At 62.0% G+C, this 15,293-nt stretch carries 14 protein-coding genes and 2 pseudogenes; 2 read left to right on the forward strand and 14 right to left on the reverse strand.

Annotated elements, in window-relative coordinates; genetic code table 11:
• From P3T17_RS24005 to P3T17_RS24020, 4 genes and pseudogenes are all read right to left on the reverse strand, one after another.
• A pseudogene (locus P3T17_RS24005) lies at positions 1–161 on the reverse strand (electron transfer flavoprotein subunit beta/FixA family protein); the annotation flags it as partial.
• A 244-nt stretch (positions 162–405) separates the two neighbouring features.
• Entirely contained in the window at positions 406–1,206 is an 801-nt protein-coding gene (locus P3T17_RS24010; RefSeq protein ID WP_429409151.1) for a MetQ/NlpA family ABC transporter substrate-binding protein, read from the reverse strand.
• A 47-nt stretch (positions 1,207–1,253) separates the two neighbouring features.
• The gene (locus P3T17_RS24015; RefSeq protein ID WP_074263735.1) at positions 1,254–1,907 is read right to left on the reverse strand and encodes a methionine ABC transporter permease; all 654 of its coding nucleotides are present in this window, start codon (positions 1,905–1,907) and stop codon (positions 1,254–1,256) included.
• Positions 1,897–2,931, reverse strand: coding sequence for a methionine ABC transporter ATP-binding protein (locus P3T17_RS24020; RefSeq protein WP_429409152.1), 1,035 nt, complete (start codon positions 2,929–2,931; stop codon positions 1,897–1,899). Before P3T17_RS24020 ends, P3T17_RS24015 begins: the two co-directional genes overlap by 11 nt.
• A gap of 246 nt (positions 2,932–3,177) precedes the next feature.
• Here P3T17_RS24020 and P3T17_RS24025 point away from each other — a divergent pair, with 246 nt between their 5' ends.
• Positions 3,178–4,125, forward strand: coding sequence for a lysophospholipase (locus P3T17_RS24025; protein WP_429409153.1), 948 nt, complete (start codon positions 3,178–3,180; stop codon positions 4,123–4,125).
• A gap of 69 nt (positions 4,126–4,194) precedes the next feature.
• On the opposite strand, the gene P3T17_RS24030 is transcribed toward P3T17_RS24025, so the two are convergent.
• Positions 4,195–5,094 (reverse strand): enoyl-CoA hydratase, encoded by a 900-nt coding sequence (locus tag P3T17_RS24030; protein ID WP_429409154.1) that lies wholly within the window; start codon positions 5,092–5,094, stop codon positions 4,195–4,197.
• An 88-nt stretch (positions 5,095–5,182) separates the two neighbouring features.
• Positions 5,183–6,106, reverse strand: coding sequence for a histone deacetylase family protein (locus tag P3T17_RS24035; protein WP_429409155.1), 924 nt, complete (start codon positions 6,104–6,106; stop codon positions 5,183–5,185).
• Positions 6,107–6,372: 266 nt separating this feature from the next.
• Between P3T17_RS24035 and mltB the strand changes: the two are divergent.
• Positions 6,373–7,545 (forward strand): annotated as a pseudogene (mltB, locus tag P3T17_RS24040) (lytic murein transglycosylase B); the annotation flags it as partial.
• A gap of 362 nt (positions 7,546–7,907) precedes the next feature.
• Here the strand turns inward: mltB and cysM are convergent.
• The 8 genes from cysM to P3T17_RS24080 form a co-directional block, all read right to left on the reverse strand.
• Positions 7,908–8,810, reverse strand: a complete 903-nt coding sequence (cysM, locus tag P3T17_RS24045; RefSeq protein WP_074263732.1) for a cysteine synthase CysM — start codon at positions 8,808–8,810, stop codon at positions 7,908–7,910.
• A 287-nt stretch (positions 8,811–9,097) separates the two neighbouring features.
• Positions 9,098–9,490 carry a ComEA family DNA-binding protein gene (locus tag P3T17_RS24050; protein WP_074263731.1) on the reverse strand — a complete coding sequence of 131 codons (393 nt, stop codon included), beginning with the start codon at positions 9,488–9,490 and terminating at the stop codon, positions 9,098–9,100.
• Positions 9,491–9,569: 79 nt separating this feature from the next.
• On the reverse strand, positions 9,570–10,562 hold the full coding sequence (gene rfaD, locus P3T17_RS24055) for an ADP-glyceromanno-heptose 6-epimerase (protein WP_074263730.1): 993 nt from the start codon (positions 10,560–10,562) through the stop codon (positions 9,570–9,572).
• A 123-nt stretch (positions 10,563–10,685) separates the two neighbouring features.
• Positions 10,686–11,687, reverse strand: a complete 1,002-nt coding sequence (gene rfaE1 / locus P3T17_RS24060; RefSeq protein ID WP_074263729.1) for a D-glycero-beta-D-manno-heptose-7-phosphate kinase — start codon at positions 11,685–11,687, stop codon at positions 10,686–10,688.
• Complete coding sequence (locus tag P3T17_RS24065) at positions 11,653–13,056, reverse strand: UDP-glucose dehydrogenase family protein (protein WP_429409156.1); 1,404 nt, start codon at positions 13,054–13,056, stop codon at positions 11,653–11,655. The genes rfaE1 and P3T17_RS24065 overlap by 35 nt, the downstream gene beginning before the upstream one ends.
• A gap of 50 nt (positions 13,057–13,106) precedes the next feature.
• Positions 13,107–14,282, reverse strand: coding sequence for a lipopolysaccharide assembly protein LapB (gene lapB, locus P3T17_RS24070; protein ID WP_429409157.1), 1,176 nt, complete (start codon positions 14,280–14,282; stop codon positions 13,107–13,109).
• Positions 14,283–14,343: 61 nt separating this feature from the next.
• Positions 14,344–14,637 carry a lipopolysaccharide assembly protein LapA domain-containing protein gene (locus P3T17_RS24075; RefSeq protein WP_074263726.1) on the reverse strand — a complete coding sequence of 98 codons (294 nt, stop codon included), beginning with the start codon at positions 14,635–14,637 and terminating at the stop codon, positions 14,344–14,346.
• Between the two features lie 332 nt (positions 14,638–14,969).
• Positions 14,970–15,293: an integration host factor subunit beta gene (locus tag P3T17_RS24080; protein WP_074263725.1), complete on the reverse strand. Its 324-nt coding sequence runs from the start codon at positions 15,291–15,293 to the stop codon at positions 14,970–14,972.

Below are 15,293 nucleotides of genomic sequence, written 5' to 3' on the forward strand. Positions count from 1 at the left end.
ACGCCCGCTTCCCGCAGACGCACCGCCTCTTCCACGGCGATCTCGTCGAACGGATTCATCGACATCTTTACATTCGCAATGTCGACGCCCGTGCCATCCGATTTCACCCGGACTTTCACGTTGTAGTCGACCACTCTCTTCACTGGCACCAGGATTTTCATGCACACGCTCCAAAGTTACGAATACGTCAACCCAACGGACATTATAACGACTGGCTCTCGGCGACAGCCGTGCCGCAGGCTGGTTTACATCGAGGATAGCGCTCCTCAGCGGCGTGACAGCAATAACGAACGGTCGTTCTATTTTAATCCCGAAAAAACCCGGGTGACAACCCCGGGTTCCGATTCGCGACTCTAATTCATCGTTTGCCGTCGATAGAACTCATGCGGTATCTGATGGTAGGCCTTACCAGGAGGCGATCACCGCGCCGCCATACTTCGTGTCGATGTACTGCTTCACTTCCGGCGAGTGATACGCCGCGACCAGCTTCGCGACCCAAGGCTTGTTCCGGTCAACCTCGCGAATTGCGATGATGTTCACATACGGCCCTTTGGGATCTTCGATCGCGATCGCATCCTGTTTCGGCTTCAGCCCCGCCTGCATCGCGTAGTTGGTGTTGATCGCCGCCGCATCCACGTCGCCGAGCGAGCGCGGAATCTGCGCCGCGTCGAGTTCGACGATCTTCAGCTTCCTGGGATTGTCGACGATGTCCAGCGGCGTGGCCTTCAGGCCGGCATCAGTCCGCAGCTTCAGCAGTCCTTGCTTTTGCAACAGCAGCAGCGCGCGGCCACCGTTGGTCGGATCGTTCGGCACGGCGATCTTCGCGCCCGGCTGCAGTTCAGCGAGCGACTTGATCTTCTTCGAGTAGATGCCCATCGGGAAGGTCACCGTATCGGCAATGCGGATCAGTTTGTAGCCGCGATCCTTCACTTGCACTTCGAGGTAGGGGTCGTGCTGATAACTGTTGGCGTCGAGATCGCCACTGGCGAGCGCGGCGTTCGGCTGCACGTAGTCCGCGAATTCGACGATCTTGATGTTCAGACCGTTCTTCGCGGCGACGTTCTTCACCACGTCCATCAACTCCGCGTGCGGACCGCCCGTGACGCCGACCTTGATCGTGTCGTCAGCGTAAGCCTCAGTGTTAGCGGCGAATAATGTTGCCGCGCCGAGAGCGGCCGCGACCTTCAGAATAAAACGACGTTGCATGACTGACCTTCTCCAATCCCTTCAAACGGGTTTCGCCAACCCTTGTTTTATTTATGGCTCAGACGCCGCACGAGCCAATCCCCGAAAGACTGCACCAACTGGACAAACACGATCAGGATCAGCACCACCGTCCACATCACGTCCGGCTCGTAACGCTGATAGCCATAACGGATGCCCAGATCGCCAAGGCCGCCGCCGCCGATTGCGCCGGCCATCGCCGAGTAGCCCACCAGCGACACGAACGTAATCGTCAGACCGGCGACCACGCCCGGCCACGATTCCGGCAACAGCACCTTGAAGACGATCTGACTCGTGGTAGCACCCATCGCCTGAGCGGCTTCGATCAGACCGCGGTCTACTTCACGCAGCGCCGTTTCCACCAGACGCGCGATGAACGGCGCCGCGGCGATCGTCAACGGCACGACGGCCGCAGCGGTACCAATCGACGAACCGACCACGATGCGCGTGAACGGAATCACAGCGACCAGCAGGATGATGAACGGTGTCGAACGCACCGCATTGATGACGACACCCATCGAGCGATTCAGCGCGACGTTCTGCAACACGCCCTGACGGTCCGTCAGATACAGCAGCACGCCGAGCGGCAGGCCCACCGCAGCGCCCACCAGTCCGGAGATACCCACCATGATGAGCGTCTCCCAGAACGACTGGACGAACATATCCAGCATTTCACTCAACATAGGACATATCCTCCACCACCACGCCTTGCTCGCGCAGATACGTCAGCGCCTGCGCGACCTTCTCCGGTTCGCCACCGGCGAGCACCGCGAGCGAGCCGAATGCCTGCCCCTGGATCTCGTCGATCTGGCCGTGCAGGATGTTGAAATCGAGCTCGTAGCGACGAATCGTTTCGGAGAGGATCGGCTGATCGACACCCGTGCCGGTGAATGCGAGCCGCAGCAGATGGCCGCGGCCAGTCTTTAAACGCTCGGCTACGCGCGCCTTCAGCGCAGGCGGCAGCTCCTGGGCGATCACGTCGCCGATCAGCGCGCGTGTCACTTCGTGATGCGGCTGCAGGAAGACATCGATGACCTTGCCGTGTTCGACGACCTTGCCCGCATCGAGCACCGCGACGCGGTCGCAAACCTGCTTGATCACATCCATCTGATGGGTGATCAGCACGATGGTCAGGCCGAGCTCGCGATTGATGCGCTTGAGCAGTTCGAGAATCGAGCGGGTGGTTTCCGGATCGAGCGCCGAGGTGGCCTCGTCGGACAGCAACACCTTCGGCTTGCTGGCAAGCGCCCGGGCAATCCCCACACGCTGTTTCTGGCCACCGCTGATCTGCGCCGGATAACGGTCTTTCTGCGCGGTGAGGCCAACCAGTTCCAGCAGCGGCAACACGTTCGCGTCGATCTCGTCGCGCTTCATGCCGGCGAGTTCGAGCGGCAACGCGACGTTCTCGTACACGGTGCGCGATGAGAGCAGGTTGAAATGCTGGAAGATCATGCCGATCTCGCGACGCGCCTCGCGCAGTTGCGCGGCGGAGAGCGTCGTGAGATCGCGACCGTTGACGACGATATTGCCTTCGGAGGGGCGCGTCAGCAGGTTGATGGTGCGAACCAGCGTGCTCTTGCCCGCGCCGCTGCGGCCGATGATGCCGAACACCTCGCCCGCCGGAATCGACAGGTTGACGTTGTGCAACGCCTCAACCCAGCCCCGGGGCCCAGCGAAGCGCTGGGAAATATTACGTATTTCGATCATGAAAAAACGAAACGGCGGAACTGCCCGCGAGCATGGATGCGCTCCCGGCAAGCGGCCGCCGTGACTTTTATTTGGGATTTGAGCCGCGATTCTACCGCAGCGTCGACATTCCCTTTAATAATCAATTCCGATCTTTTCATAACTGGGAGGAATTAGAGGCGAGTCCCGCGCGCGGTGCTCGCCCGTGTCACGAGCGTGCGGCTATGATCGGGCGCATCAGAACCACAATGAATAAACACGGCGGATATGGAGACTACTCAGGACAACAATGCTCGGCCGTCGCCTGCGGGTGCGGCAGGAGCAGCGGGCGATGCAAGCGGTGCGTCCGGTGTGGACGCCGTGAAACGAGGCGGTGCGGCCGCGTTGTCGACTGTCACGACCCGCGACGGAACCGAGTTGCCGCTGTACCGTTGGCCCGCCGTCGGCGGCCGGCGAGCGACGGTCGCACTGGTTCACGGGCTAGCGGAACATGCAGGACGCTACGCGGCGCTCGCCGGCCGGCTGAACGCCGCCGGCATCGAACTGCTCGCCATCGACCTGCGCGGCCATGGCAGCGCGCCCGGCAAGCGGGTCCGCATCGAGCGCTTCGACGACTACCTGCTCGACGCCGAGGCCCTGCTCAGCGTCGCCGCGCATGACAATGCTCCGTTGTTTCTGATGGGCCACAGCATGGGCGGGGCAATTGCCGCGCTATATGCCATCGAGCGTCTGCCGGGCAGCGGTCATAAGTTGGCGGGTCTTATCCTGTCGAGCCCTGCACTCGCCCCAGGGCGCGACGTGCCGCGCTGGATGCTGACCATGAGTCAGATCATCAGCCGCGTCTGGCCAGGCTTTCCGGCCATGAAGATAGACGCGGCGCTGCTCTCGCGCGACCCCGCAGTGGTCGAGGCGAATCGCAACGATCCGTTGGTGCACCACGGTTCGATTCCCGCGCGCACCGGCGCGGAGATTCTGCTGGCAATGCAGCGTATCGAGCGCGGCCGTGCGGGTTTGCGTGTGCCATTGCTGGTGTACCACGGCACCGCTGACAAACTCACCGAACCCGAAGGTAGCCGCGTTTTCGGCAAGCATGCCGGTTCGCCCGATAAAACACTCACGCTGCACGAAGCGAGCTATCACGAAACGATGAACGACCTCGACCGCGAGCGGGTGATCGGTGAACTGATTGGATGGATTGAGGCGCATTGCGGTTGAGCCTCGTATAACCGGTACGCAGTGAGGGATGACCCGTGCTTGGCGCCAGCACGCTGGGCGCTCTCAAACTCAGCGGTCCCAGTCCGGGGCCCGCTTGTCGATGAAGGCCTGGACGCCTTCGAGCGCGGACTCGTCCATCATGTTGCAAGCCATCGTCTGGCCAGCGAGCTGATAGGCTGCCTCGACGCCCATCTCGAGTTGGCGGTAAAAGAGGCCCTTGCCGGCGCGTACCGCCTCGACGGGCTTCGCGCAAATGCTCGACGCTAGCGCGGCGACTGCCGCATCGAGTTCATCCGCTGCTGCAACGCGGTTGACGAGGCCTTGCTGACGGGCCTCGTGCGCATCGATGAAGTCGCCGGTCAGCAACATTTCGAGCGCCGCCTTCCGCGACAGATTGCGTGACAACGGCACCGCAGGCGTCGCGCAAAACAGCCCCAGATTGACCCCGGATACCGCAAAGCGCGCCGTGTCGGCCGCAACAGCCAGATCGCACATCGCGACCAGCTGGCAACCGGCGGCGGTCGCAATCCCGTGTACACGCGCAATCACCGGTTGCGGCAAGCGCTGGATCGCCAACATCAGCTTCGTGCAGCGGCTGAACAGCGCCTGATAGTAGGCAAGCGATGGCTTCGAACGCATCTCTTTCAGATCGTGTCCCGCGCAAAAGGCGCGACCCGCGCCTTCGATCACCACAACGCGCGCATCCGTTTGCGCGATGGACGCGAGCGCGTCCTGCAACGCGTCGAGCAAGGCCTCGGACAACGCGTTAAACGCCTCGGGCCGGTTCATCGTCAAACGCACGACACCGAGGACGCCATAGGCATCATGCGTAACCTCGACGAGTGCTGCGCCGTTTGCCGCCTCAGGAGTTTTGGCGACGCAGGATTCTGCAGCGCCTGCTCCTCCCCTGCCGGCTCCCGAAGCGCTTGTGCCAGCCATGCCAGAGGTTTGATTATCCGAATTCATCATCCACCCTCGCTTTGGTTCGCCCAGCTCACCCGGCGCTCCGACCTCGCGAAGAAGTCCGCGAACACCGCTCAGAGGCGCATCGACGCAATCAGATCTCCGCCAGCGCCTTCAAGTGCGCGACCACGCTGCGCCCAAGCGCCGACAGGTTATACCCACCCTCCAGACAGCTCACGATCCGCCCGTTCGCATAGCGGTTGGCGATCTCGCGAACCTGCTCGGTCAGCCACACATAGTCGGCCTCGACGAGGCCCATATTGCCGAGATCGTCCTCGCGATGCGCGTCGAAACCCGCCGACACGAACACCATCTCCGGCTTGAACGCATGCAGGCGCGGCAGCCACAGCATGTCCACCGCCTCGCGCACTTCCATGCCCTTCGAACGGGCCGGCATCGGCACGTTGACCATGTTGGGCGCCTGATTGTCGGCCCCGGTGTAGGGATAAAACGGATGCTGGAAGAAGCTGCACATCAGCACCCGCGAGTCGCCGGAAAAAGCGGCCTCGGTGCCGTTGCCGTGGTGGACGTCGAAATCGATAATCGCCACCCGCTCCAGACCATGCACTGCCAGCGCATGACGCGCCGCGATCGCAACGTTGTTGAAGAAGCAGAAGCCCATCGCACGGGCCGGCTCGGCGTGGTGACCCGGTGGGCGCACGCTGCAGAAGGCGTTGTCGTAGCGTCCCTCGATGACGGCATCGGTCGCGGCCACCGCCGCACCCGCGGCACGCAGCGCGGCTTGCCAGGTGTGCGGATTCATCGACGTGTCCGGGTCGATCTCCGCGTAGCCTGCGTCTGGTGAACGGCTACGGACATAGTCGACGTGCGCCTGGGTATGCACGCGCAGGAGCGCGGCTTCATCGGCAAGCGGCGGCGACTCGCGTTCGATCAGCGCGTCGATCCGGCTTGCGATCAGTTGATCTTCGATTGCCTGCAGGCGCGCTGGACATTCCGGATGCCATGCGCCCATCTCGTGCAGCAGGCAGTCTGCGTGGGAATAAAAGGCTGTTGCCATGATTCTCTTCTGCGACGCGTCGCGCGAACGCGAACCGCGTGTCTCCGTCCAAAGGCGCGCACGTGCGGCGCGCCCAACACCATCAAGTTACCACACCCTCTGCACGCTTCGGACTGTAGCAACGGTTCTGCACAGTTCTGCAATGGGCCTCGGGTATACTGCCCCGTAATCTTCTGCCGCCCTCCGACCCCTTCGCACTGCGCTCCCAGTTCACTATGACCGTTAAGCTTGCTCTGTCCGCACGAAACCGGCTATGCATCCAGAACATGGCCGCTGCGCTATCCGTTGCATGGTGCGCGTTCGCGGCAGCCAGTCCGGCCGAGGCACAGACCAGCGTCGCCAGACCTCCGTTGCTGGTCGCGCAAAGTCAGCCCCAGCAGGCGGTACCGCAAGGGCAGACCTTTGAAGAAGAGATCATTCCGCAGCGCTACGCAAACAATCCGGATGTCGACGGCTTTATCAACGACATGGTGGCGCGCTATGACTTCGATCCCACCGCGTTGCACGCGCTGTTTGCCGGCGTCAGCTACTCGGCGACCGCGGTCAAGCTCGTCACACCGGCGCCGTCGACCGCGCCGTCCGTGAAGAACTGGCGCTCCTATCAGGCGCGCTTCCTCGATCCGGTCCGCATCAACGCGGGTGTGCGCTTCTGGCGTAACAACCAGGCCACACTGCAGCGTGCCTATGAGCAATTCGGTGTGCCGCCGGAAGTGATTGTCGGCATTCTCGGCGTGGAAACCATCTACGGGCGCTTCATGGGCAACTTCCGCGTGCTCGACGCGCTGACGACCCTCGCTTTCGATTACCCGAACACCCCGAACCGCGCCGATCGCGAGCAGACCTTCCGCAAGAATCTCGAGGACTATCTGGTCTGGACCCGCGACTCGCAAATCGATCCGACCTCGGTGCTCGGCTCGTACACCGGGGCCATCGGTATTCCGCAATTTCTGCCGAGCAGCATCGTGCAGTATGCGATCTCGTATGACGGCAACAAGCAGATCGATTTGCGCAACAGTCAGGCTGACGCAATCGGCAGTGTGGCAAATTATCTGAAACAGAACGGCTGGGAAAACGGTCGACCGGTGGTGTGGAACATCGGCTCGGATGCCGGCAGCCAGGGTATCGCGCAAGCTGGCGCGGATGGTCAACCCGAACCGCACTGGCCGCTCGAGCAATTGCTGCACGCCGGCATGCTGCTCGATCAGCCGGGCCTCGATATGAACGCCGAGGCCGCCACGCCGGTGACCATCATCGACTTGCCCACGCCCGGGATGCCTACCGAATACAAGCTGGGGTTGAAGAATTTCTACGTGCTGACGCGCTATAACCGTAGCTTCTTCTATGCGCTGTCGGTGTATCAGCTCGGCGAGAGAATCAAGGCGCAACTGGAGGCGTCCGGCGATCTGGATAACAACGGCGCACCTGGGTCGACGCCGCCGGGGTTGTTGCCACAGGGTGCGGTGCCGCCTGGTTCGATGGCGCCAGGGGCGCTGCCGCAGGGTGCGATGCCGCCAAACTCCGTCACTCGGAATTCAATGCCGCCGTCTTCGATGCCAGCGGGTTCGTTGCCGCCCTCTTCCGCGCCCGCGACGATGGCTGTGCCTCCTTCGGCTAGCCCGATGCCTCCGCCGATGGGTATGCCTGCGCCGGCGCCGGACTCGTCAGACTCGCAATAAGCGCTCGCAACCGGCTTACCGTGTTCGAAGCACGGCCTGAACAAAAAAAGCGCCGGTCATAGCCGGCGCTTTTTTTGTTTGGCGATGACCCGTCAAGCGCATCCGCCGCGTTTAATTGAGCTCCATCACGCCGGGAACACGCCCGTCGAAAGATACCGGTCACCGCGATCGCATACCACGAACACAATGGTCGCGTTCTCGACCTGCCGCGCAATGCGCAACGCCACCTCGCAAGCCCCCGCCGAGGAAATACCGCAAAAAATCCCTTCCACAGCCGCCATCTTGCGCGCCATCGCTTCGGACGCCGCCTGGCTCACATTCTCGACGCGATCCACACGGCTGCGGTCGAAAATCTTCGGCAGATACGCTTCCGGCCATTTGCGGATACCCGGGATGCGCGAGCCCTCTTCCGGCTGCGCACCGATAATCTCGATGGCCTGATTCTGTTCCTTCAGATACTGCGACACGCCCATGATCGTGCCGGTAGTGCCCATGGCCGAAACGAAATGCGTGATACGCCCTTCGGTTTCCTGCCAGATTTCCGGACCGGTCGATTCGTAGTGAGCGATCGGATTATCCGGATTCGCAAACTGGTCGAGGATGATGCCCTTGCCTTCGCGCTGCATCTGCTCGGCGAGATCGCGTGCGTATTCCATGCCACCCGTCACCGGCGTAAGCACGATCTGCGCGCCGTACGCAGCCATGCTCTGACGACGCTCGACGGACAGGTCTTCCGGCATGATCAGCACCATCTTGTAGCCACGAACAGCAGCCGCCATCGCCAGCGCGATACCGGTGTTGCCGCTGGTGGCTTCGATCAGCGTGTCGCCCGGCTTGATGCGCCCGCGCGCTTCGGCCTTCTTGATCATCGACAATGCCGGGCGGTCCTTCACCGAGCCCGCCGGATTGTTACCCTCGAGCTTGCCGAGGATCACGTTGTTGCGGCTGCGGATCTCATCGTCAGGCAAGCGGACAAGCTGGACGAGCGGCGTATTGCCGATCGTGTCTTCAATCGTTTTGTAAGCCATATGGGGTGCTGTCGCTGCGCGGAGTATTGAATCCGACGATTCTAAACCACCGTGCGTCGCCCTGCCGTGCGGCCCTTGTAACGGCATGGATGCATCGTCGCAAAGGTATGCCGATATAACGTATATGTATAAACGGTGTGCAACGCAAAAAGCCCGCGGCCGAGTACCGCGGGAGCCAGTCATCTGAGTGACAGCTGAAGGAGTGTTGTATGCCGGCTTCACTCCAACCTGAAGGAACGCTAAACGATACGGCGGCGCGCGCATAACCCACGCGCCGCCGCATGGGTCTATTTCTTCACCACCACTGCCGCGCTACCCTTCTGCGCACCCGTTGCCGTAGCCGGCTGAGACACTGCGGTCGCAGCGGTCGCGGCGTTGCCCTGCGCAGGCGCCGCAGCCTGTACCCCAGCAGCAGCACCAGCCGGACCGACAGCGAGACCTTCCGCCTGCAGGCGCTCGACGGTATGCCCGCCCATGCCTTTGACACGCTTGCTGAGATCCGTGGGATCCTTGAACGGACCGTGCGCGTCGCGCTCTTCGAGAATGGCTTTCGCCTTGGCGGGGCCAATGCCCTTGATGCCACGCAGCCCAGCCTCGTTGGCCGTATTGATGTCGACCGACGCGTAGGCGTGACCGAATGCGGCGAGCATTGCCGCCGTAACCATGATTTTTCGCAACATATGGAATCTCCCTCTTACAACCTGGCCGGTGACGATCACCGTCCAGGAGATTCCAAGTTTAGAGAGGTCTGCGAATGATTTATAGCTGGCCGAATAGCCAACGTACGTAACGATCGACGCCTTCCTGCACGCTAAGGAACGGCTCATCGTAACCAGCTGCGCGCAGCTTCGTGAGATCGGCCTGCGTGAAGCACTGGTACTTGCCGCGCAGCGCATCGGGAAACGGAATGTACTCGATCAAGCCGCGCTGCACCTGCTCGGCAAGCGAGAGCGGCGGCTCGTTGTTGAGCGCGCGCAACGTGTTGACGACGGTCGTCGCAATGTCGTTGAACGGCTGTGCACGGCCGCTGCCGAGATTGAAGATGCCCGACCTCTCCGGGTGATCGAAGAAGTGCAGATTGACCTTCGTCACGTCTTCCACCGAAACGAAATCGCGCGTCTGCTCGCCGGCAGCATAGCCGTTGTATTCGCCGAACAGCTTGACCTTGCCCTCGGCGCGGAACTGGTTGAAGTTGTGGAACGCAACCGACGCCATCCGCGCCTTGTGCGTTTCGCGCTGGCCGTAGACGTTGAAGTAACGAAAGCCGGCAATCTGGCTTTTCGCGGTGGGCAGCACGCGGCGAATCACCTGATCGAACAGGAACTTCGAATATCCGTAGACGTTGAGCGGTTGCTCCACTTCGCGTTCTTCCACGAAGCGGCTCGAGCCGCCATACGTCGCCGCGGACGATGCGTACAGAAACTGCACGCCCTGCGCGAGACACGCATCGAGTACCGCGCGGCTGTAGCGGAAGTTGTTGTCCATCATGTAGCGGCCGTCGGTTTCCATCGTGTCCGAACAGGCGCCTTCGTGGAAGATCGCGCGGACCTTGCCGAAATCGCCGCGCGCAAAGCGTTCGACGAATTCGGTCTTGTCGAGATAGTCGTCGATCTCGCAATCGACCAGGTTTTTGAACTTGTCGGCGCGCGTGAGATTGTCGACGGCGATGATGCGTTGTTCGCCGCGCTCGTTGAGCGCTTTTACGATATTGCTGCCGATAAAGCCGGCCGCGCCGGTGACGATAAGGGTCATGGTCGTCCTGCGGAATTGAGCTTTACATAGGGTTAAAGTGAGCGCTGAGGCGCCAACTCCAACCGACAGTTTCAATCACACCCGGCGCTCGCGCCGCAAGCAGGCGCGAGGCGGCGTGCGGTATTAGAGAAAGAGTTCGTCGTAGTCGACGGTAGCGGTGCCCAGCTTGCCGACCACAATGCCGGCCGCGCGGTTCGCAAGCGCAACAGCGTCGACGAGCGACAGGCCCGCGCCGAGCATCACGGCCAGCGTGGCGATCACGGTGTCGCCCGCACCCGAGACATCATACACTTCACGCGCAACGGCCGAGGCGTGCAGGATGCCGTCGTCGGAGAAGAGCGTCATGCCCTCTTCCGAGCGCGTCAGCAGCAGCGCCTTGAACTCGAGTTCCGCGCGCAGCTTCGTCACGCGCGCGATCAGATCGTCTTCCGACTTCCATTGACCGACCACCTCGCGCAACTCCGCGCGATTCGGCGTGATCAGCGTGGCGCCGCGATAGCGTTCCCAATCGTCACCCTTCGGGTCGACGAGCACTGGCTTGCCGGCCGCGTGCGCCTTCGCAATCATCTTCGTGACGTGTGTCAGGCCGCCCTTGGCGTAGTCCGACATCAGGATCACGTCATGGGAGGACAGCAGTTCGTCAAAGCGCGCCAGGCTCGCGAGCAGTACTTCATGCGCGGGCGTATTCTCGAAGTCGACCCGCAGCAACTGCTGCTGGCGTGACAGGACACGCAGCTTGATGGTGGTCAGCAGAGCAGGATCGCGTTCCAGATGCGGTACCACGCCGCTGTCACCGAGCAACTGGATGATTCGCTCACCCGGCTCGTCATGACCGACCACGCACAGCAATCCCGCCTGCGCGCCGAGGGCGACGGCATTGCGCGCCACGTTGGCCGCGCCGCCGAGGCGATCTTCCTGCTTCTGCACATGCACGACAGGTACCGGTGCCTCAGGTGAAATACGGTTGACGTCGCCAAACCAGTAACGGTCGAGCATGACGTCGCCCACCACCAGCACACGTGCACCGCCGAGCCTCTCGCGCGGTACCGAGATGGGTGCAGAAGTGGACACGGTGGTTTCGTTGACGGACTCAGACATCGGCTGGGAGTTCGGAGGGTTGGGCATAAGGACGTCCAATCGAGTGGTAATCGATGCCCAGTTCGGTCATCGCTTCCGGTTCGTAAAGGTTACGGCCGTCGAAAATGAGCGGCGTCTTCAGCACCGATTTCAGGTGCAGGAAGTCGGGGCTCTTGAACTCCTTCCATTCGGTGACGATCACCAGTGCGTCCGCGCCTGTGAGCGTTTCGTCCTGCGTGCTCGCGAAATGCACACGGGCCAGTTGCTCGGGCGCGTCGTGCAGGTCGATCGCGAACACCCGGCGCGCTTCGTTGAGCGCAACAGGATCGTACGCGCGCACGTTGGCGCCGCGAGCCAGAAGTTCAGCAATGATGCGCCGGCTCGGCGCTTCACGCATGTCGTCGGTGTTCGGCTTGAACGCGAGACCCCACACGGCAAACGTGCAGCCGCTCAGGTCTTCGCCGAGCGTGCCGGTGATCTTGCGCACGAGCACTTCTTTCTGCTCGTTGTTCACTGCTTCGACGGCTTCGAGAATGCGCAGATTGTGGCCGCTTTCACTGGCAGTACGCACCAGCGCCTGCACGTCCTTCGGGAAGCATGAGCCGCCGTAGCCGCATCCGGCATACAGGAAGTGATAGCCGATGCGCGGGTCCGAACCGATGCCGCGACGGACCGCTTCGATATCGGCGCCAACGCGGTCAGCCAGGTTCGCCATCTCGTTCATGAACGAGATGCGCGTGGCAAGCATCGCATTGGCGGCGTACTTCGTGAATTCCGCCGAGCGCACATCCATGTAGAGCGTGCGTTCGTGATTGCGGTTGAACGGCGCATACAGGCGCTTCATGAGTTCGCGGGCACGTTGGCCGGCTTCGTCTTCGTCGTGGCCTAGCACGATACGGTCGGGGCGCATGAAGTCATCGACTGCAGCACCCTCCTTGAGGAATTCCGGATTCGAGACGACCGAGAAGCGATGCTGGTCGCTGCCGGCCAAACCGCGCTTCGCCAGTTCCTCCTGCACGACCGCGCGCACGCGTTGCGCGGTGCCGACCGGGACCGTCGACTTGTCGACAATCACTTTGAAGCCGTTCATGGTGCGGCCGATATTGCGCGCCGCTTCAAGGACGTACTGCAGGTCAGCCGAGCCGTCTTCATCGGGCGGCGTGCCGACCGCGATGAACTGCACTTCACCGTGCGCCACGCTCGCTTCGACGTCCGTCGAAAACGTGATGCGCCGTGCGGCCCGGGTACGGGCGATGATTTCCTGCAGGCCCGGTTCGTGGATGGGGACGCCACCGTTGTTGAGGATTTCGATCTTGCGCGGATCGACATCCAGGCAGAAAACGTCGTGACCGATTTCGGCAAGACACGCGCCAGTGACAAGCCCGACATAGCCCGTGCCGATGATGGTGATTTTCATACGCGTTCCGGTTATGGGTTCCGGTTATGTTACCGGTGATGGTTTCCGGGTCAGCTCGACGCCGTGATCGGTTCGACCCGGCGCGGCGCATAGGTTTCCCACCCGCTGCAACCCGGACACTGCCAGTAGAAAAGGCGTGCCCGGAAACCGCAATTCTGGCACGTATACCGTGGCAGATTTTTGGTGCGCTGCCTGATCAGCGTGCGCATCAGTTCGAGTTCGCTGCGCCGCGGTTCTTCCGCCGTGGCCTGCTGCGCTTCGAGGAGGCGCGTCATGCCCGCCAGATTGGGCGACTTCTGCATCTGCGAGCGCGCGAGCGTGTGCGCCGCGTCCTGCCCGCGCAGGGCCGCGACGTACTGATAGGCGACATCGAGCAGATCGTTCGTGGGATAGCGGTCGACCCACGCCGTCAGCAGGTCCGCCCCGTCCTCCGGACGTCCGAGCGCCTCGTAGGCCTTCATCAGCTTCTCCGCGACGAGCGGCAGATACGAAGAATTCTGCTCCTCCACCTTGCGCCACTGCGCGATCGCCGCTTCCTGCGCGCCGCCTGCCATATCCACGTCGCCAAACAGAATGGTGGCGCGCACGCTGTGCGGGTTCGCCTTCAACGCCAGATGCAACTGGCGCCGGGACTCTGCGGGGTTCTTTTGCTGCAACGCTTCCTGCGCCAGCTCGCAGTGGAATTGGCCGATTTCCTTGTCCAGCGATTCGGCGCCCATCGTTTCGAGGTGGCGCGCGGTGTCGATCGACTTGTTCCAGTCCTTCTCGATTTCGTAGATGGTGAGCAGCGCACGCTGCGCACCCAGCGCGTAATCGCCGGTTTCGAGCGAGCGGAACGTCTCTTCCGCCCGGTCGAGCAGACCTGCCTTCAGAAAATCCTGGCCCAACTCGTAGAGCGCGTGATCGCGCTCGGTGACGGGCAGGTCGGCGCGGCTCAGCAGATTTTGATGCACGCGAATCGCGCGATCAGTCTCGCCGCGACGACGGAACAGGTTACCAAGCGCGAAATGCAGTTCGATGGTTTCTGGATCGAGCTTGACGACCTCGATGAACGCATCGATGGCCTGGTCCGGCTGTTCGTTAAGGAGAAAATTGAGGCCACGGAAGTATGAACGCGGCAGGTTGGCGCTCTCGGACAACAGCGTCTTGAGGTCGTAACGCGCGGCCATCCAGCCGAACGCGAAAGCGACAGGTATGACGAGCAGCCACCAGAAGTCTAGATCCATGCGATTGGTCGGGAGTACAGAAACAAAAGCCGCGCGCCACGGGCGCACGGCATGGGAAAGCCTAGATCAGCGGCGGCAGCGGCGGCGTTTCGACCACCACAGGCGCCTCGCGTGCCACGCGCAACTCGCGCTTGAGACGGCCGTTCTCGAGCCGCAACCGGACCAGCGCCGGTACCGCCGACACGAGCCCCGCCAGAAGGCCGACCACAAAGAACGCGAGGCCGATCAGGATAAGCGGAGCGGACCACGCGTAACCGGCCAGGAAATTCAGCGTAGCGGTTTGCGTGTTGGAGAGTGCGAGCACCAGCAGGAGCACGAACACCAGAACGCGGATCAGCCAGACGATAAATTTCATGAATAAGGTCTCTTGACGGCAGTTGCGGGTCGAACGCCGGCTTGATGACGCGCGTCGCGCCACGGTCTTGCCCGCGCCGAAGTGACCCGTATTGTAATTGAAGGCCCTGCGAGTGGGCAGTAACAAGCAGTTTGCACGCGCTTACTTGTGGTTTACCTCTTGAATCGAAGGGACGAAGCCTGCCCAACACTGGCCCCGTATCGGACGCGGACCTTGCGCAATCCGGGCGCAGACGAAAAAAAAGCGCCCGAAGGCGCTTTTTTGGTCTTTTGCCGTCTGGCGTTGGCCGCTGACGCTATTAGCACTACGCGCCGCTTACCGCGCGCAGCCGCTTACAGATCGTCGTCCGGCTCTTCGTCCTTCAATGGCTCGCCCGCGCGGCGGTCTACCCGCTCGCGCAGTTCCTTGCCGGGCTTGAAATGCGGCACGAACTTCTCAGGTACCAGCACCTTTTCGCCCGATTTCGGATTGCGCCCCACACGGGAGGGACGGCGGTTGAGGCCGAAGCTGCCGAAGCCGCGAATTTCGATGCGATGGCCGTTGGCAAGCGCCTCCGACATCGCATCAAGCATCGTCTTCACCGCGAAATCCGCATCTTTAAGTACAAGCTGCGGAAATCGCGTAGCCAGCTGGGCGACCAATTCCGATTTGGTCAT

It is taken from the genome of Paraburkholderia sp. GAS82 (genome assembly GCF_050436285.1).
GTDB lineage: Bacteria > Pseudomonadota > Gammaproteobacteria > Burkholderiales > Burkholderiaceae > Paraburkholderia > Paraburkholderia phenazinium_B.